The organism is Streptomyces broussonetiae (genome assembly GCF_009796285.1).
GTDB lineage: Bacteria > Actinomycetota > Actinomycetes > Streptomycetales > Streptomycetaceae > Streptomyces > Streptomyces broussonetiae.
This window is the reverse complement of the sequence record NZ_CP047020.1, coordinates 9046832-9071029: the sequence shown is the minus strand read 5'-3', so window position 1 is coordinate 9071029 and position 24198 is coordinate 9046832. Positions and strand designations below refer to the sequence as shown.

Annotated in this window: 19 protein-coding genes; 10 read left to right on the top strand and 9 right to left on the bottom strand. The window is 71.4% G+C overall.

Annotation, left to right across the window (positions count from 1 at the left end):
• Window positions 1-7 precede the first annotated feature (7 nt).
• A complete protein-coding gene (locus GQF42_RS41270; protein ID WP_158928643.1) occupies window positions 8-1420 on the bottom strand; it encodes an RtcB family protein in 1413 nt (470 codons plus the stop codon).
• A gap of 185 nt (window positions 1421-1605) precedes the next feature.
• Here GQF42_RS41270 and GQF42_RS41265 point away from each other — a divergent pair, with 185 nt between their 5' ends.
• From GQF42_RS41265 to grpE, 3 genes are all read left to right on the top strand, one after another.
• Window positions 1606-2448: a hypothetical protein gene (locus GQF42_RS41265; protein ID WP_158928641.1), complete on the top strand. Its 843-nt coding sequence runs from the start codon at window positions 1606-1608 to the stop codon at window positions 2446-2448.
• A 255-nt stretch (window positions 2449-2703) separates the two neighbouring features.
• Window positions 2704-4572 (top strand): molecular chaperone DnaK, encoded by a 1869-nt coding sequence (gene dnaK / locus GQF42_RS41260; RefSeq protein ID WP_158928639.1) that lies wholly within the window; start codon window positions 2704-2706, stop codon window positions 4570-4572.
• 2 nt (window positions 4573-4574) lie between these two features.
• Window positions 4575-5129, top strand: a complete 555-nt coding sequence (gene grpE / locus GQF42_RS41255) for a nucleotide exchange factor GrpE (protein ID WP_158928637.1) — start codon at window positions 4575-4577, stop codon at window positions 5127-5129.
• Here the strand turns inward: grpE and GQF42_RS41250 are convergent.
• Window positions 5095-5586, bottom strand: coding sequence for a hypothetical protein (locus tag GQF42_RS41250; RefSeq protein ID WP_158928635.1), 492 nt, complete (start codon window positions 5584-5586; stop codon window positions 5095-5097). The genes grpE and GQF42_RS41250 overlap by 35 nt on opposite strands.
• A gap of 132 nt (window positions 5587-5718) precedes the next feature.
• Between GQF42_RS41250 and GQF42_RS41245 the strand changes: the two genes are divergently transcribed.
• The 5 genes from GQF42_RS41245 (at window position 5719) to GQF42_RS41225 (ending at window position 14337) form a co-directional block, all read left to right on the top strand.
• Window positions 5719-6156: a VOC family protein gene (locus tag GQF42_RS41245; RefSeq protein ID WP_158928633.1), complete on the top strand. Its 438-nt coding sequence runs from the start codon at window positions 5719-5721 to the stop codon at window positions 6154-6156.
• A 199-nt stretch (window positions 6157-6355) separates the two neighbouring features.
• A complete protein-coding gene (locus tag GQF42_RS41240; protein WP_158931204.1) occupies window positions 6356-7303 on the top strand; it encodes an alpha/beta fold hydrolase in 948 nt (315 codons plus the stop codon).
• An 89-nt stretch (window positions 7304-7392) separates the two neighbouring features.
• Window positions 7393-7896, top strand: a complete 504-nt coding sequence (locus GQF42_RS41235) for an AAA family ATPase (RefSeq protein WP_158928631.1) — start codon at window positions 7393-7395, stop codon at window positions 7894-7896.
• Between the two features lie 1006 nt (window positions 7897-8902).
• Window positions 8903-12916 carry a Pls/PosA family non-ribosomal peptide synthetase gene (locus tag GQF42_RS41230; RefSeq protein ID WP_158928629.1) on the top strand — a complete coding sequence of 1338 codons (4014 nt, stop codon included), beginning with the start codon at window positions 8903-8905 and terminating at the stop codon, window positions 12914-12916.
• On the top strand, window positions 12913-14337 hold the full coding sequence (locus tag GQF42_RS41225; RefSeq protein ID WP_158928627.1) for a M1 family metallopeptidase: 1425 nt from the start codon (window positions 12913-12915) through the stop codon (window positions 14335-14337). Before GQF42_RS41230 ends, GQF42_RS41225 begins: the two co-directional genes overlap by 4 nt.
• A gap of 131 nt (window positions 14338-14468) precedes the next feature.
• Here the strand turns inward: GQF42_RS41225 and GQF42_RS41220 are convergent, their stop codons facing one another.
• Entirely contained in the window at window positions 14469-15635 is a 1167-nt protein-coding gene (locus GQF42_RS41220) for an FAD-dependent oxidoreductase (protein WP_158928625.1), read from the bottom strand.
• A gap of 126 nt (window positions 15636-15761) precedes the next feature.
• On the opposite strand from GQF42_RS41220, the gene GQF42_RS41215 reads away from it, so the two are divergent.
• Window positions 15762-16355, top strand: coding sequence for a PadR family transcriptional regulator (locus tag GQF42_RS41215; protein ID WP_158928623.1), 594 nt, complete (start codon window positions 15762-15764; stop codon window positions 16353-16355).
• A gap of 94 nt (window positions 16356-16449) precedes the next feature.
• Here the strand turns inward: GQF42_RS41215 and GQF42_RS41210 are convergent, their stop codons facing one another.
• The 5 genes from GQF42_RS41210 to GQF42_RS41190 all read right to left on the bottom strand — a co-directional run bounded on the left by GQF42_RS41210 (window position 16450) and on the right by GQF42_RS41190 (window position 22857).
• Window positions 16450-18018 (bottom strand): alpha/beta hydrolase, encoded by a 1569-nt coding sequence (locus GQF42_RS41210; RefSeq protein ID WP_158928621.1) that lies wholly within the window; start codon window positions 18016-18018, stop codon window positions 16450-16452.
• Window positions 18019-18216: 198 nt separating this feature from the next.
• Window positions 18217-18471, bottom strand: coding sequence for a hypothetical protein (locus GQF42_RS41205; protein WP_158928619.1), 255 nt, complete (start codon window positions 18469-18471; stop codon window positions 18217-18219).
• Window positions 18472-18662: 191 nt separating this feature from the next.
• Complete coding sequence (locus GQF42_RS41200; RefSeq protein WP_158928617.1) at window positions 18663-21128, bottom strand: FAD-dependent oxidoreductase; 2466 nt, start codon at window positions 21126-21128, stop codon at window positions 18663-18665.
• Window positions 21125-22222: an alpha/beta hydrolase gene (locus GQF42_RS41195; protein ID WP_158928615.1), complete on the bottom strand. Its 1098-nt coding sequence runs from the start codon at window positions 22220-22222 to the stop codon at window positions 21125-21127. Before GQF42_RS41195 ends, GQF42_RS41200 begins: the two co-directional genes overlap by 4 nt.
• Before the next feature lie 170 nt (window positions 22223-22392).
• Entirely contained in the window at window positions 22393-22857 is a 465-nt protein-coding gene (locus GQF42_RS41190; RefSeq protein ID WP_158928613.1) for an SRPBCC family protein, read from the bottom strand.
• A gap of 46 nt (window positions 22858-22903) precedes the next feature.
• Between GQF42_RS41190 and GQF42_RS41185 the strand changes: the two genes are divergently transcribed.
• On the top strand, window positions 22904-23524 hold the full coding sequence (locus GQF42_RS41185; RefSeq protein WP_233273656.1) for a TetR/AcrR family transcriptional regulator: 621 nt from the start codon (window positions 22904-22906) through the stop codon (window positions 23522-23524).
• A gap of 377 nt (window positions 23525-23901) precedes the next feature.
• On the opposite strand, the gene GQF42_RS41180 is transcribed toward GQF42_RS41185, so the two are convergent.
• Window positions 23902-24168, bottom strand: a complete 267-nt coding sequence (locus GQF42_RS41180; RefSeq protein WP_407699521.1) for a hypothetical protein — start codon at window positions 24166-24168, stop codon at window positions 23902-23904.
• Window positions 24169-24198: the final 30 nt, after the last annotated feature.

Below are 24198 nucleotides of genomic sequence, written 5' to 3'. Positions count from 1 at the left end.
CCTCGTGTCACCCTTTGACCACCCCGAGCGGCACGAGCCGGGCGACCTTCCGGCACAACCCCGCACCCTCGCTCGCGGCAACCACGGCGTCCACGTCCTTGTACGCCTCCGGTGTCTCCTCGGTCAGACCGCGCCAGGACTTGGGGCGTGCGGCGATCCCGGCCTGGCGCAGGCGCACCCGCAGCTCACTGCCGGTGACGGTGCGCGCGGCCTGGTGCCGGCTCATGGTGCGGCCCGCACCATGGCAGGTCGAGTGGAAGGCATCACCCACGGGCACTCCGGCCAGCACGTACGACGCCGTCCCGAGCGTGCCGGGGATCAGCACCGGCTGCCCGAACTCCCTTATGTCCTCGGGTAGTTCAGGGTGTCCGGGCGGAAAGGCCCGAGTGGCGCCCTTGCGGTGGACGCACAGCCGGCGGCACCGGCCCGCCACCGGATGGGTCTCGATCTTGGCGAGGTTGTGAGAGACGTCGTACACCAGCGACAGCCGGGCACCCACGGCGCGCCGGAAGACGGCCCGGGCCGCGTCGGACAGCAGCTGGCGGTTCGCCCGGCCGTAGTTGGCGGCCGCGGCCATCGCCCCGAGGTACGCCCGCCCCTCGGGTGAGTCCACCGGCGTACAGGCCAGCTGCCGGTCGGGCACGGTGATGCCGTAGCGGGTCATGGCACGGTCCATGACCCGCACATGATCGGTACAGATCTGGTGCCCGAGTCCGCGGGACCCGCAGTGGATCATCACGCACACCTGGCCCGGTTCGATCCCGAATGCGGTCGCGGCGGGGACGTCGTACACCTCGGTGACCTGCTGCACCTCCAGGAAGTGGTTGGCGGACCCCAGGCTGCCCACCTGGCCGAGACCCCGCTCGCGGGCCCGCTGGCCGACCTGTGTCACATCCGCGTCGGCGACCGCGCCACCGTCCTCGCAGCGCAGCAGGTCGCGCTCCTCCCCATGGCCCCGTTCCACGGCGTACCGGGAGCCCCCGGCCAGCAGCCGCTCCAGCTCGCCGGGGCCGTCGGGCCGCCACACCCCGCCCGGCCCGGCCCCGCGCGGGATCGCCCGGTCCAGGCCGTCCATCACCGCGGTCAGGGCGGGCCGGAACTCGTCACCGTCGCGGTCGGCGGCCAGCAGCCGGACACCGCAGGAGATGTCGAAACCGACCCCGCCCGGCGAGACCACCCCTCCGGCGTCGACGTCCGTGGCCGCGACACCGCCGATGGGGAAGCCGTACCCCCAGTGGATGTCCGGCATGGCGTACGAAGCGGCGACGATCCCCGGCAGTGCCGCCACATGGATCACCTGCTCCAGGGACTGCTCGGCGTCCGTGAGCAGGTCCCGGGTGGCGAACACGATCCCGGGCACCCGCATGCCACCGCTCGGCTCGATGCGGTAGCGGAAGGAACGTTCTTCGACCCATTCCATCGCTGTCTCCGCCCCGGCCCGGCGCGTCCGGGATCACCGCCCGTGCGGCGCGGCGCGCACCGATGCCTCTCCCTTCCATGCTCCGGCCGGGTGCAACACCCCGCGACACCGGCCATGCCGGTCCCGGGACAGGGGAGGCAGGACATGATGGAGGCGGGGATGCGTTCCGCGAGGAGGAGTACGGCATGGCCGGGTCGGGCACTGGCGGCGCCGAAGGCGCGGCAGGCGGCAAGGCGCGGTTCGACGACATCTACGACCGGCCGGACCCCCGCACATACTTCACTAGGCTGGCCCCGCTGGAGTACGAGATCCCGCACCGTGCCCAGCCGTTCTTCCGGCAGGCCGCCGCAGCACGGGCCGCACTCGACGACGGCCGCCCCCACGGGCCGACGGTGCTGGACGTGTGCTGCTCGTACGGGATCAACGCCGCACTGCTCAACCATGACGTGACGCTGGCGGAGATGTACGAGCGGTACACCTCGCCGGCCAGTCGGGAGATGTCGACGGCACAACTCATGGCGTGGGACAAGGAGTTCTATGCCGAGCGGCGCAGACCCGGCGCGGTGCCGGTGTTCGGCCTGGACGTCTCGGGCCCCGCGGTGCGCTACGCGCTCGAGGTGGGACTCCTGGACGCCGCCTTCACCGACGACCTGGAGCAGGGCCCGCCCGGCCCCCCGCTCAGGCGCGCCCTCACCGAGGTCGGCCTGGTCACGCTGACGGGTGGCGGCAGCTACGTCACCGCCCGGACGTTCACGGCACTGCTGGACGGCGCCCGCAGACCGGTGTGGGTCAGTGCGTTCGTGCTGCGGACGGTGTCGTACGACCCGATCGTGCGGGCACTGGCCGCACACGGTCTGCGCACCACACTCGATGCCTCCGGCACCTATCCCCAGCGCCTGTTCACCGACGAGCGAGAGCAGCAGTACGCGGTCGCGGCGGTACGGGCCCTGGGCCTTGATCCTGCCGGGCGCGAGGAGGGTGGCCGCTTCCACTGCCTGCACTACGAGTCACGCCCCGGTATGCGGTGAGTCACTGGCCGGAACGGTGTCCGGCGCCTGTCCCCGTCCGTCGGCGTTCCTGGCCGGATCCGCGGCGGGCCGCGTCGTAGGGCCTGCTCGGCTCGCTCCGAAAACAGCGTCCGGAAACAGCAGCTCGCAGTGGTCGGCCAGGTGACCGAAAATGGAAGTGCTGCACCGACACGAGCGCGAGCGCGAGCGTCACCTCGGCCGCCGCCCACGCAGCTCGTTCTCGGGGCCGGGCACGGACGAGGAGGATGAGTCCAGATGGCGCGTCCAGTCGGAATTGACCTGGGAACGACGAATTCCGTGGTCTCGGTCCTCGAGGGCGGCGAGCCCACCGTGGTCACCAACGCGGAGGGGGCCCGGACGACACCTTCGGTCGTGGCGTTCGCGAAGAACGGCGAGGTGCTGGTCGGGGAGGTCGCCAAGCGGCAGGCGGTCACCAACGTCGACCGCACCGCACGCTCCGTGAAGCGGTACATGGGCGATCACGGCTGGCACTTCCCCGACCACGGTGACATCGACGGCAGGCGCTACACGGCGCAGGAGATCTCCGCGCGCGTGCTGCAGAAGCTCAAGCGGGACGCGGAGGCGCACCTGGGCGAGGACGTCACCGACGCCGTCGTCACCGTCCCCGCCTACTTCGACGACGCCCAGCGGCAGGCGACCAAGGAGGCCGGGGAGATCGCCGGCCTGAACGTGCTGCGGATCATCAACGAGCCGACGGCGGCGGCGCTGGCGTACGGGCTGGACAAGGAGAACGACCAGACGGTCCTCGTCTTCGACCTGGGCGGCGGTACCTTCGACGTGTCCCTGCTGGAGATCGGCGAGGGCGTCATCGAGGTCAAGGCCACCAACGGCGACACGCACCTCGGCGGCGACGACTGGGACCAGCGGATCGTCGACCACCTGGTCACGACCTTCAAGAACAACTACGGCCTCGATCTCGCCAAGGACAAGATGGCCGTGCAGCGGCTGCGGGAGGCCGCGGAGCGGGCCAAGGTCGAGTTGTCCAGCTCGTCGGAGACGAACGTCAACCTCCCCTACATCACGGCCTCTCCGGAGGGCCCGCTGCACCTGGACGAGAAGCTCACCCGCGCCCAGTTCCAGCAACTGACGGCGGACCTGCTGGAGCGCTGCAAGGCCCCGTTCCACAACGCGATCAAGGACGCCGGCATCAAGGTCTCCGACATCGACCATGTCATCCTGGTCGGCGGTTCGACCCGTATGCCGGCGGTGACGGACCTGGTGCGGGAACTGACCGGCAAGGACCCGCACAAGGGCGTGAACCCGGACGAGGTGGTGGCCGTCGGCGCCTCGCTCCAGGCCGGTGTCCTCAAGGGCGAGGTCAAGGACATCCTGCTGCTCGACGTCACCCCGCTGTCCCTGGGCATCGAGACCAAGGGCGGCATCATGACCAAGCTGATCGACCGCAACACCACGATCCCGACCCGGCGTTCGGAGATCTTCACCACCGCCGAGGACAACCAACCCTCGGTGAGCGTGCAGGTGTACCAGGGCGAGCGGGAGATAGCCGCCTACAACAAGAAACTCGGCATGTTCGAACTCACCGGCCTCGCGCCTGCGCCGCGCGGAGTGCCGCAGATCGAGGTCGCCTTCGACATCGACGCCAACGGCATCATGCACGTCTCCGCCAAGGACCTCGGCACCGGCAAGGAACAGAAGATGACCGTCACCGGCGGCTCGGCGCTCCCCAAGGACGACATCGACCGTATGGTGCGCGAGGCGGAGCAGCATGCCGAGGAGGACCGCAGGCGCCGGGAGGACGCGGAGACCCGCAACCAGGCCGAACAGCTCGTCTACTCCACCGAGAAGCTCATCAGGGAGAACCCCGAGAAGATCCCGGCGGACGCGAGGAGCGAGACGGAGAGCGCCCTCACGGAGCTGAAGGAGAAGCTCAAGGGCGAGGACACGGCCGCGATCCGGCAGGCCTTCGAGCGTGCGGCCGAGACGGCACAGAAGATCGGCACGGCCCTGTACGAGAAGTCCCGTACCGAGAGCCAGGCGTCCTCCGGCGCGGGCCCGTCGTCCGCCGGCTCCGCTGCCCCATCCTCGGACGAGGAAGTGGTGGACGCCGAGATCGTCGACGACGACAAACCGCAGGCGGGCTGACGATGGACAAGGGCCGGGCGGGTACCAGGGACCCCGCCCAGTTGCAACGGCTGCTGGAGGAACGCACGGCCGATCTGCAGCGGGTGAAGGCCGAGTACGACAACTACCGCAAGCGGGTGCGCCGGGACCGCATCGCCGTGCGCGAGATCGCCGTCGCCAACGTCCTGCGCGCCCTGCTGCCCGTCCTCGACTCCGTCGACCGCGTGTGCGCGCACGAACCCATGACCACAGGTCTGAAGGACATCGCCGACACCCTTCGAACCCAGGCGGGATCCCTGGGACTTGAGGCGTTCGCGAAGGAGGGCGACCCCTTCGACCCCTCCTGTCACGACGCCCTCACCCATCACGTCTGCCCCGACGCCGAGCAGTTGATCTGCACGAAGATCCTGCGCCCCGGCTACCGGCTCGGTCCCGGGCTGCTGCGTCCGGCCCATGTGGAGGTCACGGGGCCGGCGCCACCCGCGAGGAACCCCCTCGGCCACGATCGACCTCGCCACGGCGCGGCACACGGCAGCGCCGGCCTCACGCGGGCAGGGCACGGTGAGCGACGCGGGTGACGGCCGCCGGTTCCGGGGCAGGCGTTGCGGCGGGACCGTCCTCCGCCTCCTCGGGCACGGGCAGCGGCTGCCGACAGGGCGTGGAGGTGTCAGTCTTGGGTGCGCTGCGTCGCAGCTCGCGAGCCACGGCCCGGGCTTCCCGATCACTCCTCCCGGCCACGGCGAGCAGCCGGAAGGGAGCGGACGCCCACAGTTCGACACAGACCACGGATCTGCCGGGCCGTACCGCCACGAAGTCCTTCCCGCCCTGGTGGCCGCGCGCACCCAGGCACAGGACACCGGGGATGCGGATGCCACGTTCCTGACTTCCGCGCAGGGCACGCCACCAGTCCGGTTCGACCGTCACCCGGCGCACCGCCGCCAGCGGCACCCGTACGTCACCGCGCCGTACGACCGCCCGCTCCCACCGGGCCAGGCGTACGACCAGGTCATCGCCCCTGATCAGGATGCGTGCCATCGTCAGCGCCTCCCTGCCGTCGTCTCTCGGGGACACGTCCGCCGGGTACCCGGATGCCGAGCGGACCCGCTCCTGCGGTCGTAGGTCCACAGCCCGATTTGCCCGCCGGTGGGCCCGTGTCAGCATCGAGCCATGTCGCACTCCTGGCCCAGCCACCTCGACGTAGGAGCGGTCCGCTTCGTCCGGCCGACCGCGAGTTACGACGACGTCCTGGTCTTCTACCATGACGTCCTCGGCCTGCCGGTACTCGCCCAGTGGCACGGCCACCAGGGCTACGACGGCATCGTCCTCGGGCTGCCAGGCACCCCTGTGCACATGGAACTGCTGCAGCACGGCGAGCCGCCCCGCATTCCCGAACCGCACCCGGAGAACCAGCTGGTGCTGTACCTGCGCGGCCCCGAAGCCGTTGCGGTCGCCGCCCGACGGCTCACCGAGCACGGGCACAGCCCCGTCCCCTCCGCGAACCCCTACTGGCCCGAACACGGCGCCGTACTCTTCGAGGACCCGGACGGCTGGCTGGTCGTCCTCGCGCCCTGGGTCTTCGGCGAAGAGCCTCCACCGGCCGGGTGAGTGCCGGCGGGCCGCCCCGAGAAGCCGGGGTTGCCGAACAGGAGGGCCGAACCGAGTCGGCCCGGGCCTGGGGTCGGTGCCGTGGCGGAACTGCTGACAGGCAAGCCTTCGATCAGCGCAACCTCACGGCTGGGCCCAGGGTCTGCACCGCAGAGCGACGATCACGGCGCGTACGCTCATGCACATGGTTGAGCATCGCATGATCGACGTGAACGGCATTCGGCTGCACATCGCCGAGCAGGGCAGCGGCCCCCTCGTCGTGCTGCTGCACGGCTTCCCCGAGTCCTGGCACTCCTGGCACCACCAGTTCGGCCCCCTGGCCGACGCCGGCTTCCGGGTAGTCGCTCCCGACCAGCGCGGATACGGCCGCAGCGACCACCCCGAGGACGTCGGCGCCTACACCATCTTCCACCTGGTCGGGGACGTCGTCGGACTGATCCGTGCCCTGGGCGAGGAGAAGGCGTTCGTCGTCGGGCACGACTGGGGCGCCCCGGTCGCCTGGCACACCGCGCTGCTGCGACCGGACATGGTGCGCGCGGTGGCCGGCCTGAGCGTGCCGCCGCCCTTCCGTGGGGCGCATCCGCCCCTGGAGACCATGGACAAGCGGTTCGACGGCCGCTTCTACTGGAACTACTTCAACCGCCCCGGTGTGGCCGACGCCGAGTTCGCCAGGGACACACGCACGACCCTCCGGAAGTTCTTCTATGGAGCATCCGGCTCCGCTCGCCCCAGCGGCGCACTCATGCAGCCGCTGATCGAACCCGGCCAGGGCTGGCTCGACAGCATGGTGGATCCTGATGTGCTGCCGGACTGGTTCACCGAAGACGATCTCGACGCGCTCACCGAGAGCTTCTCCGGCGGCTTCACCGGGCCCCTCAACTGGTACCGCAACCTCGACCGCAACTGGGAACTGACCGCTCCGTGGCAGGGCGCCGCCGTCACCCGGCCCGCGCTGTACATCTACGGCGACCGAGACCTGGTCCCGGCCTTCCCGGGCACGCCCGAACTCATCGAGAAGCTCCCCGACCTGATGCCGAGTCTGTGGCGCAAGCCGATCAAGCTGACCGGCTGCGGTCACTGGACGCAGCAGGAACGCCCGAACGAGGTGAACGCGGCCCTCATCGAGTTCCTCGAGGCCCACGTCTGACAACGGCCCGTCCGGCCGCCTGCACGCATACGTTCGCCGTCCCCGACCGGGTCGTCGTCCCGGCGGAGCTGCGCCGCTACCCTGGCCCCATGACGGGGCAGGTGAGCACGGTGGTGCTGATGTGTGGTCTTCCGGGAGCTGGCAAGACCACCTGGGCGAGGGAACTGGTCCTTCGCGGTTACGTACGTCTCTCGATCGACGAGGCCGTCTGGCAACGGCTCGGGCAGCAGGACGCCGGCGTGGTGCTTGAGGCGGAGGCCTTCGACCGGCTCAAGGAAGAGGTCCGCCGCGAGCAGCGGCGGGAGTTGGTCGAGTTGATGCTGGCCGGGCGCGACGTGGTGGTGGACTACAGCTTCTGGAGCCGGGCCGCCCGTGACGACTACAAGGCGCTGGTGGAGAGCCACGGGTGCCGTTGGGAGCTGGTCCACCTCAAGGCCGACCGGACGACGCTGGAGCGTCGTCTCGAGGCGCGCAACGGCGAGCGGGGGGCCAACTCCGTCACCGTGGACGAGGAGTTGCTCAACCACTACCTGGCCAAGTTCGAGGAACCGTCGGGTGAGGGTGAGCAGGTCTTCGTCCAATCCCCGGCCTGACCTGCTGCGGCCGTGCGGTGAGCGGGCCGGGGTCCGGACGGGAATTGCCAGGTCGGTCAGTCGGCGGGGGCCGGTCTCGGTGATGGTGAGCGCGCGGTCGTCGGGACAGCGGGTCAGGCACTGGCGGGCGAGCACGGCGGTGGGCAGGGTGGCGCCGAGGCGCCCGGCCAGGTGCGGTACGCGTTCGGCGCAGTCGGGGCAGCCGCGCACGGGCGGGCCGGAGCCCGCGGTCAACCGGGGAAAGCCGAGTACGGCGAGCAGTCGACGAGCTGCGGTGGGAGGTGCCGGTGCGGCCGGGTGACCGCCTGCGTCTTCCTACTGTCACCCTGCAGGCTTGGCCGTCGCGGTCCAGGCCGGACCGAGGCCTCGCAACACCGGTACGAACCAGCCCAGTTCCGGTGTCCTTGGCCTGTCGGCCTTCTCCCGGGTCACGTGACCGCACGCGTCCGGTCCGTTCCGGCCCCGCGCGGTGGGCCCGCGGTGCCGGCGCTTCACAAGTGGGAGCGATTGAGACCGTTTCGGCAGGGACGCTGAACAGTCCCTGTCCGGTTCCAACTCCCTTTCGAAAAAGCCCGTTTCTCCGGACCTCTTCGTGCACATCCGGCAACCTCATCGTCACCTACCACCTGGAACCCGGCCACGAGCACCAAGGCAGCAACGAGTTCGCCTGGACCTCGAGCATCCAGGTAACCCCCGCGTAGCGTAAAGCCGGCAGGGCAGCATCCGTGCTGTCCCCCTCGTCAGCCAGGAGCTGGACCTGCCCGGCCCAGGCCGCCCTGCTCCCACCCCTGCAGGCGCACATGACAGTGCGTCACACCATAACCACGCACAAATCAAACCATACTCACGCCGCCTTCTTTCCGAAATCGAAAGGAATTGATGCACGTCAATCCCGATGGTCGAATCGCGGTTTTTAATTCCTCAATTTCACCCCATGGGCCGGTCGTGTATAAATTGCATTGAGTTGGTGAACGTCCCGCCACACGAGTACATCTGACAAGCCGTAATGGACTTCGCGACTTCGCATCCATCGGCACCGCACACCAGAGGCACCACTTTGTCATCGCCCGCATTCGATGCGCCCCATCAGTCCCTCACGTCACCTGACGGCCGGGCTCTCTTCCGTTCCGCGGCGGCTTCACCGCCACGTACTCTCATCGACGTCCTGCAGGCCACCGTCGCCCGCCGTCCGGATGCACCCGCCCTGGACACGGGCGCCGACATACTGACCTACCGTGAGCTGTGGGCCGAGGTGCTGCGTCGCGCCCAGCGCCTCACGGGCCGGGGCATCGGCCCCGGTGACCGCGTGGGGATCCGGGTTCCCTCCGGTAGCGCGGACCTGTATCTGTCGATCCTCTCCGTACTGCACTGCGGGGCGGCCTACGTACCGGTCGACGCGGACGACCCCGAGGAGCGTGCCGCCACCGTCTTCCGTGAAGCCGGGGTGTGTCTCGTCCTCGGGCCCCATCCGCAGCCCGCCGGTCTCGCCGTACCGTCGAACGCGGCGGCGGATCGCTGCACGCCCGTCCCGCAGGACGACGCCTGGATCATCTTCACGTCCGGCTCGACCGGCGCGCCCAAGGGCGTGGCCGTCACGCATCGGTCCGCCGCCGCCTTCGTGGACGCCGAGGCACGCCTGTTCCTGCGCGAGCGCCCGCTCGGTCCCGGCGACCGTGTCCTCGCGGGGCTGTCCGTCGCCTTCGACGCCTCCTGCGAGGAGATGTGGCTGGCCTGGCGCTCGGGCGCCTGTCTGGTGCCGGCCGAGCGCTCACTCGTCCGGGCCGGTCATGAACTCGGCGCCTGGCTGGACGACCGTGGCATCACCGTCGTCTCCACCGTCCCGACGCTGCTGGCCATGTGGCCCGAAGAGGCGGTGCGACGGGTGCGGTTGCTGATCCTGGGCGGCGAGGCGTGCCCGCCCGGCCTGGTCGAACGGTTCGCCGGTCCCGGGCGGGAGATGTGGAACACCTACGGCCCGACGGAGACCACCGTCGTGGCGTGCGCCGCCCGGCTCGAGCCCGGCCGCACCGTGCGCATCGGACTGCCGCTCGCGGGCTGGGAGTTGGCGGTCGTCGACGCGACGGGAGAACCTGTGGCGTACGGCGAGGAGGGCGAGTTGGTGATCGCCGGCGCCGGCACCGCGCGCTATCTCGACCCCATGAAGGACGCCGAGCGCTTCCGGCCGTGTCCCGCGCTGGACTCGCCGCGCGCCTACCGCTCGGGCGACCTCGTGCGCGCCGACGCCCAGGGGCTGGTGTTCCTGGGGCGCGCCGACGACCAGGTCAAGCTGGGCGGGCGACGCGTCGAACTGGGCGAGATCGACGCGGCCCTGCTCGCGCTGCCGGGGGTGCGCGGCGCCGCCGCGGCCGTGCAGTCGACGGCGGTCGGCGCCCCGGTGCTGGTCGGTTACGTCATTGCGGAACAGGGCGTCGGCGGGCGGTCGGCGTTCGAGGCCGGCAAGGCCAGGGAGCTGCTGAGCGAGCAGCTGCCCGCGCCGCTGGTGCCGGTGCTGGCCGAGGTGACGACTCTGCCCACGCGCGCCTCCGGGAAGGTCGACCGCAGGGCGCTGCCCTGGCCGGTGCCCCTGGCCGGCGGCGGGGGCGACGACGGTGACACGGCGCACCGGCTGTCCGGGACGGCGGCCCGACTGGCGGACGTCTGGGAGCAGTTGCTGGGTCTGCGGCCCGGCCCGGACAGCGACTTCGTCGCTCTCGGCGGCACCAGCCTGACCGCCGCCCGGATGGCCTCGATGCTGCGCGCGGAGTATCCGGGCCTGTCGGTCGCCGATCTCTACCGGCACCCGGTGCTGCACCGCATGGCCGCCCATCTCGACTCCCTGGCCGGTCCCGCGCAGGAGGTGCGCCCTGCCCGGCCGATACCCCGACGGACGGCCGTCGTGCAGTTCTTCGTCCAGCTGGCCGGGTACGGGATCACGGGCCTGCGCGGGCTGGTGGGACTGGCCGCGGCGGACAACGTGCTCGGCTGGATCGCCCCGCACCGCTGGGCTCCGCACACGTCGTGGTGGCTGGTCCTGGTCGGCTGGGCCGTGCTGTTCAGCGCACCGCTGCGCTGCCTGATCGGAGCGGGCCTCGCCCGCACGCTGGCCGGCTCGATCGCTCCGGGTGCCCATCCGCGCGGTGGTGCCGTGCATCTGCGGCTGTGGAGCGCGGAGCGGGCGGTCGCGTCGTTCGGCGTGCCGTCCCTGGTCGGCACCCCGTGGGCCGCCTGGTACGCCCGGCTCCTCGGCTGCCGCACCGGGCGCGACGTACGGCTGCACACGATGCCCCCGGTGACGGGCCTGGCCGAACTGGGCGACGGATGCAGTGTCGAACCCGAGGCGGACATCGCGGGCTGGTGGCTCGACGGTGACACGCTGCACGTCGGGCCGGTCTCCGTCGGAGCGGGTGCCCGGCTGGGTCACCGCAGCACGCTGCTCCCCGGTGCCGTCGTCGGGCGTGGTGCGGAGCTGACCGCCGGCAGCTGTCTGGACGGGCGGATCCCGGACGGCACCGTGTGGACCGGTTCGCCGGCCCGGCCGGCCGAGCCCGCCGAGCGTCTCGCGGGTGCCGGGTGGCCGGCGCCCCTGGCGGACCGCCGACGGCGCTGGCACCTGGCCTACGCGCTCTCCCTGGCCGGGCTGCCTCTGCTGTCCCTGCTGGCGGCGGCCCCGGCACTGTTCGCCACCTGGCTGCTGGTCCGCTCCACACCGACACTGTCCGGCGCGGCCGGCCATCTGCTCGCCGCCGCACCGCTGTTCGCGGTCATGACCACGATCTTCGGAATGCTGGTCACCGTGCTCGCCGTACGCCTGCTGAACCGGTCGATCAAGCCCGGAACGCACCGCGCGGACGGGGGCGTGGCCTGGCGTGCCTGGCTGGTGACGCGGCTGCTCGACGGTGCCCGAGCCGGCTTCTTCCCCCTGTACGCGAGCCTGGCGACGCCGTACTGGCTGCGGTTGCTCGGCGCTCGCGTCGGCCGTGGCGCCGAGATCTCGACGGTGCTTCCGCTGCCGTCGCTGCTCCGGGTGGACGACGGCGCGTTCCTCGCCGACGACACGCTGGTCGCGCCGTTCGAACTGCGCGGCGGATGGATGCGGTTGGGGCACGTACGGATCGGCACGCGCGCGTTCGTCGGCAACTCGGGCATCGTCGGCCCCGACCGTGAGGTCGGCGACCACGCACTGGTCGGCGTGCTGTCCGACGCCCCGGCACAGGGCGAGCCCGGCATGTCCTGGATCGGGCGGCCGGCGATGCCGCTGCCCCGTCTGCCGGAAAGCGGCGACCCGGCACGCACGTTCGCCCCGCCCCGGCGGCTGGTGGCGGCCCGCGCGGCCGTGGAACTGTGCCGCGTGCTGCCCGTGATCATCGGCACGGTGCTCGCGGAGAGCCTGCTGCTCACCGAGCAGGAGGCCCTGGACCTCGGCGGGCTGCCCCTGGCCGCGCTCGCCGGCATTCCGCTGCTGATGGCCGCGTCCCTGCTGGCCTGCCTGACCACGACCGGCGCCAAATGGCTGCTCGTGGGCCGTTTCCGGTCCGGTGAGCGCCCGTTGTGGTCGTCGTTCGTGTGGCGCAACGAGCTGTTCGACACCTTCGTGGAGGTCCTGGCCGTGCCGTGGGGTGCGGGGGCGCACCTGGGCACGCCCGTGCTGAACTGGTGGCTGCGCAGCCTCGGCGCGCGCATCGGACGGGGCGTGTGGTGCGACACCTACTGGCTGCCGGAGACCGACCTGATCAGCCTCGGCGACGGCGTCAGCGTCAACCGCGGATGTGTGCTCCAGACCCACCTGTTCCACGACCGGATCATGCGGATGGACACCGTACGGCTGGCGGCCGGGGCCTCCCTGGGACCGCACAGCATCACCCTGCCGGGCACCACGATCGGCGCGGGGGCGTCCATCGCCGCCGCCTCGCTCGTGATGCGAGGTGAGACGGTGCCGGACGGCACCCGCTGGGCCGGCAACCCCATCGCCGGTGTCGGCGCCACCACCACCGCCTCGCTCGCCGGAGGGGAGGCGGCATGACCTGGTGCAGCCGGCGCGCGCTGATCCGCGGCGCGGCGCTCGCCCCGCTCGCGGCGACGGCCACGGACCACACGCCGTCGCAGGGGGCACGCTACTTCGCAAGCCATGGGACGTACGCTCACCGCACCCTCTCCTACGACCTGCACCTCGCGTACGACCCGGCCGTCGGCACGCTCGACGGGCGGGCGCACATCCGGGCGGTCGCGGAGCGGACCCTGCCTCGGGTCGAGCTGGACCTCGCCCGGTTCGCCGTGCACGAGGCCCGGATCGACGGGACCGCCGTCCGCCCCGGCAGGCGACGCAACAAGCTGATCCTGCCCGCGCCGTGCCCGATCGGCGCCGGTACCGCCTTCAGCGTGGAGATCGGCTACGGCGGCCGACCGGGCCCGCTGCGCACGCCGTTCGGGCAGATCGGCTGGGACCGTACCGGCGACGCGCACGGCGGCACACTGGTCGCCTCCCAGCCGCTCGGCGCCCCGTCGTGGTTCCCGTGCAACGACCGCCCGGACGACAAGGCCGAGTTCACCTTCCGGGTGAGCGTGCCCCACGGGCACCACGTGCTGGCCAACGGGACGCTGCTGGAGCAGACCGCGACCGGGTCCGCGGAGCGCTGGACGTACCATCACCCGGGCCCGATGGCTCCCTATCTCGCCTCGCTGTACACGGGCCGGTTCGCCTACGAGACCTGGGAGGCCGAGGACACCGCGGCCGGCCGGCGCATCGCCGGGCGCAATGCCTTCCCCGTACGGCTGTCCCGTCCGGCTCGGTACGACCTGGGCCGCCAGCCCGCCATGCTGAGCGCGTTCACCGGCTGGTTCGGGCCGTATCCCTTCGAGACGTACGGCGCGGTCGTCGTGGACGCCGACCTCGACCAGCCGGTGGAGAACCAGACGGTGTCCGTCTTCGGCCGCAACCACATCGACGGCAGCCGCACCTGGGAGACCCTCGTCGCCCACGAACTCGTCCACCAGTGGTACGGCAACAGCGTGAGCCTGCGCAACTGGCGCGACATCTGGCTCAACGAGGGCTTCGCCACCTACGGCGAGTGGCTGTGGTCGGAGCACATCGGCGAGGACCCCGCGGACAGCATCGCCCGGCAGGCCTGGCACACGCTCGCGAAGGGCGAGCAGAACCTGCGGATCGCCGACCCGGGACCGCACCGCATCTTCGACGACCGTGTCTACAACCGGGGCGCGTGCGCTCTGCATGCCCTGCGCCTGACGCTGGGCGACGGGGACTTCTTCGCGATGCTGCGCGGCTGGCACCGGGCGCACCGCGGCAAGAGCGCCGAAACCGCCGCCTTCATCGCCCACGCCGGACGATCACATCCGGCACGGATCGAGCCGCTGCTGCGGGCCTGGCTCTACGAAAAGCGGCTCCCGCCCTTGCCGCATCCGGGTCCGGACCGCGTACGGATCTGAGCCCGCGGTCGGCGCCGGCACCCGGTCCGAGCCGCCCGTCCACCGGCGCACTGCCCCGGGCGGGCGGCTCGCTCCTTGCGGCAGCGCAGCGGAGTATCCCGGCCGGAAGGAGCGCGGTCACCGCTTCGCCCTCACGCGGCGACGGGGGCGTCCCAGGAGATCCGGTGGTCGTATTGCCAGGCCATCTTCTCGGGGGTGGCGAGGCGCGCGAACAGGGGCAGGAGAGCGTCCCGCACCACCCGCCCCACCGGCCCGGCGGCCTTGCCGCTGTTGGTGCGGGCGCCCTGGGCGATGACTCGCTCGACCCGGGCGCGGCGGGCGTGTTCATAGGCGGCGAAGGCCTGGGGATGCGGCAGGTCCCGTAGCGCGCGGGCAAGTTCCACGGCACTCTCCGCGGCGAGTGAGGCGCCCTGGCCGGAGCTGGGGGACGTGGCGTGGGCCGAGTCGCCCACCAGCACCATGCGGCCGCGATGCCAGTGCGGGACGTGCGGGAGGTCCTCCATGGGACCGGTGGTGATCAGATCCTCGGGTGGGGTCAGCCGCAGCAGGTCCAGGGCGGGAAGCGTGTCCTCGGCGAACGCCTCGGCCAGCCGGTGCAGCCACTGCTCGTTCGAGGTCTGCCGCGCCTGCTGCCACGTCCGGTAGGCGTACGGAAGGTTGGCGAACCAGACGCCGGAGCCGTCCTCGAAGGTCTGGTACCCGAAGAAGGCCCGGCGCCCGAACGCCATGTACATCCGGTCGCCGGTGGGGGGCAGTCCGGCGCCTTCGACGCGCGCGCCGAAGCCGAGCAGTCCCGAGTAGCGCGGCTCTGGAGCCTGGGGGTCGATCAGCCGGCGCACGGTGGAGCGCAGACCGTCCGCGCCGATCAGGACGTCGGCCTCCTCGCTGGTGGAGCCGTCGGCGAAGACGGCCCGGATGCCACTGCCGCTCTCGCGGACGTCGACCAGTTCGTGGCCGTGGTGGACTTCGACGCCCTGCTGCAGGGCCAGGTCGTAGAGCCGTCGGTACAGGTCGGCGCGCCAGCTGAACTGCGCCGGCTGGCGGATCTCGGTGATGGTCCGGCCCTTGTGGTTCTGCAGCACGATGGCGTTCATCGGGGTGCCGATCCGGTCCAGCCCGACCAGGCCGAGGGCGGCCCGGCCGTTGGGCGCGATGCCCAGCGCTCCGCCGACGCCGTCGGCGGTCGTCGTATAGGCCTCGTGCACGGTGGCCTCGATGCCGGCCCGGCGCAGCGCGAGGGCTGCAACCGGGCCGGCGATGCCGCCGCCCACCACGATCGCTGTGCGCGTGTGGGTCATGTCAGTGGGTCCTCTCGCGGGTGGGGTCGTCGACGGCGGGGGCCGCCTCCACGCCATCGATAGTTGCAGTGAAACTAGTTCTCCGTCAACTAGTCACTTTGAGATCGACTCCGGTAAGCTCGGCGCATGCGCAGCTCCCCCCTCGGCCTCACCGTCCTCTCGCTGCTGCACCTGCAGCCGCTGCACCCGTACGGCATCCAGCGGCTGATCAAGCAGTGGGGGAAGGACCAGGTCGTCAATGTCAGCCAGCGGGCGAGCCTGTACCGGACCATCGACCGGCTGCTCGAGGCGGGGCTGATCACGGTGCGCGAGACCAGCCGGGATCAGCAGTACCCGGAACGCACCGTCTACGACGTGACGGACGCGGGCCGTACCACGACGCGTGAGTGGCTGCGCGAGATGCTGGTCGCCCCGCGGGCGGAGTACCCGGAGTTCCCGGCCGCGCTCTCCTTCACCATGATGCTGCTGCCGCACGAGGTGGCGGCCGATCTGTCCGCGCGCGCCTCCCAAGTACGGTCACAACTGGCCGAGTTGGAGGCTTCCGCCGAGGGAGCCCGGCAGCTGGCACTGCCCCGGGTCACCATGCTGGAGGACGAGTACCGTCGCGCCGTGCTGACCGCGGAGCTCGACTGGCTCGACGCGGTCACATCGGATCTCCGCTCGGGCGCGCTCACCTGGGACTTCGAAAGCCTGGCGGCGCTCGCCAGGTCCGCGTCCTGAGGCCGGACGGATGCGCGGGCCGCCGGAGTCGCATGACCCGACGGCCCGCGCCGTCCCTCCCTCGTTTACCGTCCGCTTCGGCCGACGGGGCCCGTCAGAAGCGGGGCCCTGCCGGTGTGTGCTGCGGCGCCGGGACGAGGGGCTGAGCCACGCCGGGGCGCTGAGCGGCGGACGGTGTGCAGGTGACGTCCCGTGCCGGGAGTTTCCCGCTGCTCAGGTAGGCGTTGACGGTGCGGTTCGCGCAGGCCTTCGGGTCCGCGGAGTACACGCCGTGGCCCTCGCCGCCCCTGACGAACACCATGCGCGAGCCCTTGAGAGCGTGGTGCATCCCGAGGCCGCTGACCAGGGGCGTCTGGGAGTCCCACTGGTTCTGGACCGTGAGCACGCCGACCTTGTTCTGCACAGTGGTGACGGGTTCGGCCGGCTTGTTCCAGAACGCGCACGGCAGAATGTTGGAGGCGATGTCACCGTAGAGCGGGTACGTGGCCTTGTCGCGGATCGCGTCCCGCCGGTACTGCTGGGGGTCGCGCGGCCAGGCCGCGGTGTCGCCGCAGACCACGGCCCAGAAGGCGGCCGTACCGTTGTCGTCCGGTGCCTGCGCGGCCGAAGCCGTGAACCCGGGCGGTCCCTGCTGCTCGCCCGGCACGAGAGAACCGCGGGAGGTCACATGCCCGTCGGCGGCCTTCTTGAGGTTCATGACCGCCTCGGCCGCGTACTTGGGGGTGAAGAACTCGGAGCGCAGGGCGGCGCGGATGTCGTCGCCGGTGAGTTTGCGCCCACCGTCGTCGACGGGAGAGCGGTCGGCGCGGGCGATCAGATCCCAGAACGTCTTCCTGACCTTGGCCGGAGTGGTGCCGAGCCGGTAGGTGCGGTCGCGCCGCGCCGTCCACTCGGTCCAGCGGGTGAACGCCGGCTCGGTGCCCTCCGCCCAGACCTGGATCATGCCCCGCCAGACCCGTGCCGGGTCGACCGCGCTGTCCAGCACCCAGCGGTCGGTCCGCCGGGGGAACATCTGCGCATAGACAGCGCCCAGGTACGTACCGTAGGAGTAGCCCAGGTACGAGATCTTCTTCTGACCCAGCACGGCACGGATGACGTCCATGTCGCGGGCGGTGTTGCGGGTGGTGATGTACGGCAGCCTGGCGCCGTTCCTGGCACGGCACTTGTCGGCGACGGTCCGCGCCCATGCGACGTCACGGCTGAACGTCTCGGGCCGGTAGGCACGTTCGAAGTTCTGCTCCGTCGTCGTGAGACCGCAGGTGACCGGGCTGCTACGGCCCACGCCGCGCGGATCGAACCCGATGAGGTCGTACTGGTCGAGGACCTTCCTGGGCATTGCCTCCTTCATCATGACCGGCATGTCCAGCCCTTCGCCGCCCGGACCGCCGGGGTTGAAGAGGATCACCCCGTGCCGCTTGCCGGGCACGCTGGTCCTCATCCGGGAGATGGCCAGGTCGATCGTCTTGGCACCGGGACGGTCGTAGTCGAGCGGGACCTTGATCGTCGCGCACTGCAGGGCGGCGGGCTGCGACGCGTCGCATCGCTGCCAGGCCGGCTTCTGGTTCTCGAATCTTCTCAGCGGGTCTGCCGCGGATGCCTGCGCCGCCGGGGCGAGGGCGGCGAGCAGCGTCGCCGTGATGCCCGCGGTGAACAAGGGCGCCATGCGTCCTATCCGCACGATGGCCGATCCTTTCCGTCAACTTCCAGGACAGGATGACGATTTCGTGGCCGAGGGGGTGGGCGAATCCCTCTGCGGGGCGGTCTTGCGGTCCTGCTACGACTCGCGGCGTAGCAAGAAAGGGACGTGCGGAGGAGAACCCTGAGGGAAGGATCCACGTCCGCCCGGCCGTCCGCGGTCGGTTCACTGCCTCCGGACCGACAGCCGCCGCCCGGTCGTCTCGTCGGTCACCGTCCTCAAGCCGAGCACGGTGTGCAGGGTCACCCGGGCCGGCCCTAGGCGGGCGACGGCCGGGCAGACGACGCCCGCTCCCGTGCGGCCGGCGATCCGCACGGTGAGCAGGACGGCCTTGGGTGTCTCGGTCGCACGCAGATGCGGGAGGGAGTCGCAGCCGCCCCACTCGGCCATGACGGTGAGGGTGCGATCGTCGCCGCTCACGGTGACCGGTCGTGTGACGGCGACGTTTCTCGTGACGGTTTTCGCACCGCCTGCCAACGATCCCGAGCATCCTGTCAGGACCGTCAGGGCCGCGACGGCCAGCGGTACAACGCGACTGCCGAATGTAGGACTCTTCACAGGAGATCGACGCCGACAGGGGTGGATTGGTTCGCCGCAGGCGAAGTCGGCGCTCACGGGGACGGTGTGCCCCCGCCCGGTGGCCGGGCGTACGGGGAGTAGCTCGCCCAGAGCCGGCCGAGGAAGAACTCGCCGAAGCGGGCCAGTGCGGCCGTACCGTCCGGGCCGGTGGTACGGAAGGTGCTGAGCTGGTGGGCGAGGTCACGAAGGCCCAGACGGAGTCGGCCCGCACCGAGCACCGCGGCTTCGGGGTCCAGCGGGTCGGCGGAATGCCCGGCGAGCACGCGGAAGGGCAGCACGGTCGTGTCGGGCCACAGGCGCAAGGTGGCTGCGTGGGTGATCTGCTTGTGGCCGGCGAAGGTGCAGGGCCGCTCCTGCGAGTCGGTGAAGTGGAGCCGGTAGCGCAGCACGCGACGGACGTCGGCACCGGCCGGATCCGTGCCGCCGGCTTCCTGGCCGCCGCCGGCCGAGGCCGGCGCGAAGAGGTGGAACCGGCCGTGCAGGACCGGCCGCCGGCCGCCGCAGCCGGGGGACTCCACCCAGCCGTCGGCACGCGCCTGGTGTTCCGGGTCGTCCAGGAAGGCGTCGAGGTCGTCGGCCGTGACGGTGAGCCGGAAGGCGAAGTGCTCGCGCTGTGCGCCGCCCCGCTCGGCGCACTCGGGATCGGTTGCGCCCGGTACGTAGTAGCCGCGCATCCGCTCCGTGAAGACCAGCGAGGTGCGCCGGGCGTAGGCCGGCCGGGGCACGGCACCGTTTCCCCCGCCGGCACGGGCCTCCAGCAGCCGGGTGCACATGCGGTCGGCGAGGGCGGCGATGGTGAGGGAAGGATTGGCGCCGACCGGGCCGGGCAGCGCCGAACCGTCCGCGATGTACAGGCCCGGGTGCCCGTGCACCTCGCCGAACGGATCGCACACCCCCGTCTCGGGCCGACTGCTCATCGGGACGCCGCCGAGCGGGTGCACGGTGACGGTCCGGCCCAGGTGCCACAGGGGGTTGTCGGCGTAGCCTGCGTCCAGGACGTCCGCGATCCGGCGCATCGTCGCGTGGATGCGCCGGAGTTCGTCCGCGCTGTGCGCCGGTGTCCAGCCGACGTCGAGCCGACCGCCGCGCAGGCGCAGCTCGCCGTCCGGGATGTCCCGGCCCATGCCGAGCAGCGGCAGGGAGGTGCTGGTCAGCAGGCCGTCGCCCAGCAGGTCCGAGAGGTCCTTCGACAGATGCCGACCGGAGGTGAGGCCGAGCCGGCCGGTCAGTCGGCGGGTGAGGAACCGGGCCGCGCGGGACAGCTGTTGCGGTCCCCGGGCGCCTTCCGCCAGCCACTGGACGAACTGGGGGTATCCGCCGTCCTCGATGTAGCCTCCGCGCCCGGCTCCCGGGTGGCCGTCGAGTTCGTCGGGAAGCCGCAGGGCCCCGGTGATCACCGGTCCCTGACTGGGATTCAGCGGCCTGCTCCCGCCGGTGCGTCGGTCCTTGGCCCTGAGCAGGAAGGAGAGCGTGTCGCCGTTGGTGGAGAAACGCGTGCCGAGCGCCGGGCCCAGTCCGGGAAGCCGGTTGCGCGAGCGCAGCAGCAGTTGCGTCGTACCAAGGGTCCCCGCGGCCAGCACCAGCCGGTCGCAGGTGAGGGTTCCGGTCGGTGGGCGGCGGCCCGGCTCGCGGCTGCCCGGCTCACCGGCGTCCGGCCCGGTGCCGGTGTACCGGACGTAGTCCACCTGGTAGCCGCCGCGCGGGCCGGGTCGTACGGCCTGGACGTCGTGACCGGTGCGCAGGTCGGCGCCGTGCCTGCGGGCAGCCGACAGATAGGTGAAGTCGAGGCTGTTCTTGGCCCCTTCGTTGCAGCCGATGTTGCACTCTCCGCACAGCCTGCAGGTACGGCGGTCGCTACCGTGCAGGTTGCCTTCCCGCGGGCCGTCGACGGGCAGGCCGGGCTGGGGTTCGGCATCGGGTGAGGGTGCGAAGGCGACGGCGAGCGGGGGCAGTTGGAACTCCAGCCCCAGCGCGGCGGCGGCTTCGCGCAGCGCCCGGGTCTTGGGGGTGTCCGCGTAACCGGGCCGGTGCAGCGGGTACGGCACGGCGCCCATCATCCGTTCCACCGCGTCGTAGTGCGGCTCCAGATCGGCGCGGCCGACCGGCCAGGACTCGTGGCCCCCGCCGGGCAGCGGCTGCTCCGTCACGAACCAGCGCTCGTCCTTGCGCAGCAGCACATTGGCGAAGATGAGCGAGCCGCCGCCGAGGCCACTGGCCACCACCGCGTCGCAGCCACGGAACGACCAGACGTCGAACAGCCCGTACAGGCCGGAGCCGGGGTCCCAGAAAGCGCGGCCGGTCTCGGCGGGCGTGCGGGCGAAGCTGCCCGGCGGATAGGCGCGGCCGCGTTCCAGCACGACCACCGACAGCCCGGCCTCGGCCAGCCGGTAGGCCGCGACGGAACCACCGAAGCCGGAGCCGACCACCACGACATCCGCGTGCCCGACGCCCGCGCCGGACCGTCGTGGTGACGCCTGCGACGTCGTACGCACGGTCATGCTGCCGCCCGCCGTCGCAGGAAGTCGAGGATCTGCGGGAAGACGTCCCGGTGGGCGTCCTTGCCGATGATGGGGTCGATGTGTCCGTAGCCGGGCAGGACTGCCAGTTCGTGACGGTCGGGGGTGCGCCGGGACAGCTCACGGTGACAGATCACGTTCGAGTCGCCGAAGACGTGGTTCTGGTCACCGGTCAGGAAGAGGATCGGTGTGTCGATCTCGGTGACGTCCGTCAGGTAGTCGTCGGGCAGTGCGGTGTGACGCGGGTCGCGGGGGTCGTTCTTCACCGCGTGCCCTGCCCGGACCATCTTCCGCACATGCCGCACGTAGCCCAGCCCACTGGGGCCCAGCAGGTCGGCGATGCGGTCGTGGGTGAGCGGGTGCAGGTTCTCGTGGCTGTAGAGGGCGGGCCAGCCGCTCCCCCACATGAAACTGATCATGTGGCAGGCCGGGTTGTCGCACTCCTGGTGCGCCAGCGAGACCACCCGGGACAGCGCCCAGCCGGGAGTGAACCGGCGACCGGTCCGCGCGCGCGGATCCAGGACGGAGAGCCCCAGGGCGTGTTCGAACAGCTCGGGCCCGTACTCCAGCTTCCAGCGCGACCACCGGGTCAGCCGCGGGGTCAGCGCCACGCTGTTCGCCGCGAGGCTCGCGATGCCGTCCACGGAGCCGGCCGAGAGGCTCATGGCGAAGGCCAGCGAACCGAGGCAGTGCGCGATGACGTGCACGGGCCGTGGCGCGGCATGACGGCGCACCTCTGCGAGCGCCGCCGGGTAGTCGAACCGGGCCAGGTCGTCCAGGCTGTGGCGGCCCGGCTCCGTGTTGTAGGGGAAGCGGTTGCTCATCCGCGAGTCCAGCGCCCACACGTCGGTGAAACCGTGGTCGAGCAGGTAGCTCGTCAGGTTGCGGTGCTCCGGCATGATGAACATGTCGCTTCCGGAACTCAGTCCGTGGACCAGCAGCACGGGATCGTCACACGGACCACGGCGGAACCGTGTCAGGCTCAGACTCAGGCCGTCCTCGGTGATGAAGGGATGATGCGAGATCTCGGCGTCCGGTACGCCCTCGAGCGAGAACCGCGGAATGCGCTGCGCCATGTGTCCCCCGTGCGTCCCCCTCCGGCAAACCCTGGTCCCCTGTGGTCTGCTGTGGGCTTGCCGGTGGTGACCAGCTTCGCAGGCAACGGTGCCCCGGGGCGTCAGACCAGGGATGGAGATGTGGTGTAAACCTGCGCGGCCAAGGGCGGGTTCCCGGTCGTACGACGCTGTCAGGAGCCGGCGGTGGACACGTGGCGGGCCAGTTCCTCGGCCAGGCGTTGCAGCACCGTGTGGTTGGCGCTGCGCATGATGGCCCGGACGAGGGGGGCCACCACTCGGTCGGCGAGCGGGGCGCGCGTCCAGGCGTACGTGAACGAGACCCGGCTCCCACCGGTGGGCAGCGGTTCGATGGTGTAGGTGCCGTGGGCCAGACGCCGGCCGGCCGCACTGACGTTGCGCTCGACGAGGCGCCGCGGCCTGTCGGCCTCGACGACCTCGACGTCGACGTCGCTCTTCGTGCCGGCCAGCACGGCGGTGACGGTGGCGCCCGATCCGATGCCACGACCGGGGCCGCTGTGGCGCCAGTTGGTCAGGTAGTGGTCGGTGAAGCGCTCGTGATGAGCCATGACATCGAGGAAGTCGTAGACCTGCTCGGGCGTCTGCGGTACGGCGATCGACACGGTGACAGGCTTCATGTACCACACGGTACATGCGGAGTGTACCAATCGGTACACTCATGCTGTGACGAATACGGGCGACTCGCATCCCAGGACCGGGACCGCGCGCGGCACCGACGGGGACCGGCGTGCCCAACTGGTGGACGCGGCCGCCGATCACGTGGCGGAACACGGCATCTCGGACCTGAGTCTGCGCCGCCTGGGCACCGCGATCGGCGTCAGTCACCGCATGTTGATCCACTACTTCGGCTCCAAGGAGCAGTTGCTCGTCGAGATCGTCCGGACGTCGGAGCGGCGCCAGCGCGAGCTGCTGGCCCGGCTCCGCGCGGAGCCGGGCCTCTCACCCGCCGATGCCGCGCGCCGGCTGTGGCAACAGCTGGCCGACCCCGAACTGGCCGGCCAGGAACGGCTCTTCTTCGAGATCTGCGGGCAGGCGCTACGGGGCCGCCCCGAGGCCCTCCCGGTCCTGGAAGGGCTCGTGACGGACTGGCTGGAGCCGCACGTGGCCGCCGAGGTGGCAGCAGGAGCGGATCCTGCTGCGGCCCGCAACCGCGCCAGACTGGGGCTCGCCACCATCCGCGGCCTGCTCCTCGACCTGCTCGCCACCGGTGACCGTGCCGGTGTCGACGCGGCGATGGAGGAGTTCCTCGGGCTGTACTACGGCACGGAGGGCGGGAGTTCCTGAATCGGGCCGCGCAGGAGGGACGTCACCGACCGGCGAGCGCATCGACGCCACGCCGGCGATCCCATGCCGGCACGTGGAGTACGAACCCGCCGAGGATCTGCCGCGCTTCCTCGCCCCGCTCGCCGAGGGGATCAGGGAGCAGTTGGGCCTGCCGGAGCACGGCGTCGTGACCGCCGCCAGGGTGGTACCGCGGCACGCCCGGGCCGACACGTTCGGCTCCAGTGAGGCGGCGTTCAAAACCGCCGGCCGTCTCGTGGCACGGAAGGCTTTGGAGCACACTGCGGTGGCCCGCCCCCGAAGGCCTCCGCGCCACGGTGTCCGCCGCCCGCACCTTCTGCCCGGCGGCTGTTGGGTGACACCGGTGTGCGGACACCGGTTCACTGAACGTGCCGGGCCGTGGCCCCCGAGCAGCCGCTCCGGGCCCACGGCGGTACCCAGGTCGGCTCGTCGGTGCGGTTCGGCCGTACGGCCGCCAGGTAGGTGCGCAGGGCGGCTAGCGCGGGGTGGGAGTTGTCCGCGCGCCAGAGCAGGGAGTGGGGGTAGACCGGCGTCGGGTTGTGCACCGGAATGCGCCGCAGGTCCCTGCCGGCGGGCCAGACGAGCGGCGTCCGCTCGCCTGGCGAACGGGCCGGCAGGCTGCGCACGCTGTCGCACCGTGGTATACCGGCCTGGCC

Coding starts and splice junctions, on each gene's coding strand:
- GQF42_RS41190 (WP_158928613.1), bottom strand. CDS start 22,857: ATGAAGCCTGTCACCGTGTCGATCGCCGTACCGCAGACGCCCGAGCAG.
- GQF42_RS41195 (WP_158928615.1), bottom strand. CDS start 22,222: ATGGCGCAGCGCATTCCGCGGTTCTCGCTCGAGGGCGTACCGGACGCC.
- GQF42_RS41235 (WP_158928631.1), top strand. CDS start 7,393: ATGACGGGGCAGGTGAGCACGGTGGTGCTGATGTGTGGTCTTCCGGGA.
- GQF42_RS41220 (WP_158928625.1), bottom strand. CDS start 15,635: ATGACCCACACGCGCACAGCGATCGTGGTGGGCGGCGGCATCGCCGGC.
- dnaK (WP_158928639.1), top strand. CDS start 2,704: ATGGCGCGTCCAGTCGGAATTGACCTGGGAACGACGAATTCCGTGGTC.
- GQF42_RS41225 (WP_158928627.1), top strand. CDS start 12,913: ATGACCTGGTGCAGCCGGCGCGCGCTGATCCGCGGCGCGGCGCTCGCC.
- GQF42_RS41230 (WP_158928629.1), top strand. CDS start 8,903: ATGGACTTCGCGACTTCGCATCCATCGGCACCGCACACCAGAGGCACC.
- GQF42_RS41210 (WP_158928621.1), bottom strand. CDS start 18,018: ATGGCGCCCTTGTTCACCGCGGGCATCACGGCGACGCTGCTCGCCGCC.
- GQF42_RS41250 (WP_158928635.1), bottom strand. CDS start 5,586: ATGGCACGCATCCTGATCAGGGGCGATGACCTGGTCGTACGCCTGGCC.
- GQF42_RS41240 (WP_158931204.1), top strand. CDS start 6,356: ATGATCGACGTGAACGGCATTCGGCTGCACATCGCCGAGCAGGGCAGC.
- GQF42_RS41265 (WP_158928641.1), top strand. CDS start 1,606: ATGGCCGGGTCGGGCACTGGCGGCGCCGAAGGCGCGGCAGGCGGCAAG.
- grpE (WP_158928637.1), top strand. CDS start 4,575: ATGGACAAGGGCCGGGCGGGTACCAGGGACCCCGCCCAGTTGCAACGG.
- GQF42_RS41270 (WP_158928643.1), bottom strand. CDS start 1,420: ATGGAATGGGTCGAAGAACGTTCCTTCCGCTACCGCATCGAGCCGAGC.
- GQF42_RS41245 (WP_158928633.1), top strand. CDS start 5,719: ATGTCGCACTCCTGGCCCAGCCACCTCGACGTAGGAGCGGTCCGCTTC.
- GQF42_RS41200 (WP_158928617.1), bottom strand. CDS start 21,128: ATGACCGTGCGTACGACGTCGCAGGCGTCACCACGACGGTCCGGCGCG.
- GQF42_RS41215 (WP_158928623.1), top strand. CDS start 15,762: ATGCGCAGCTCCCCCCTCGGCCTCACCGTCCTCTCGCTGCTGCACCTG.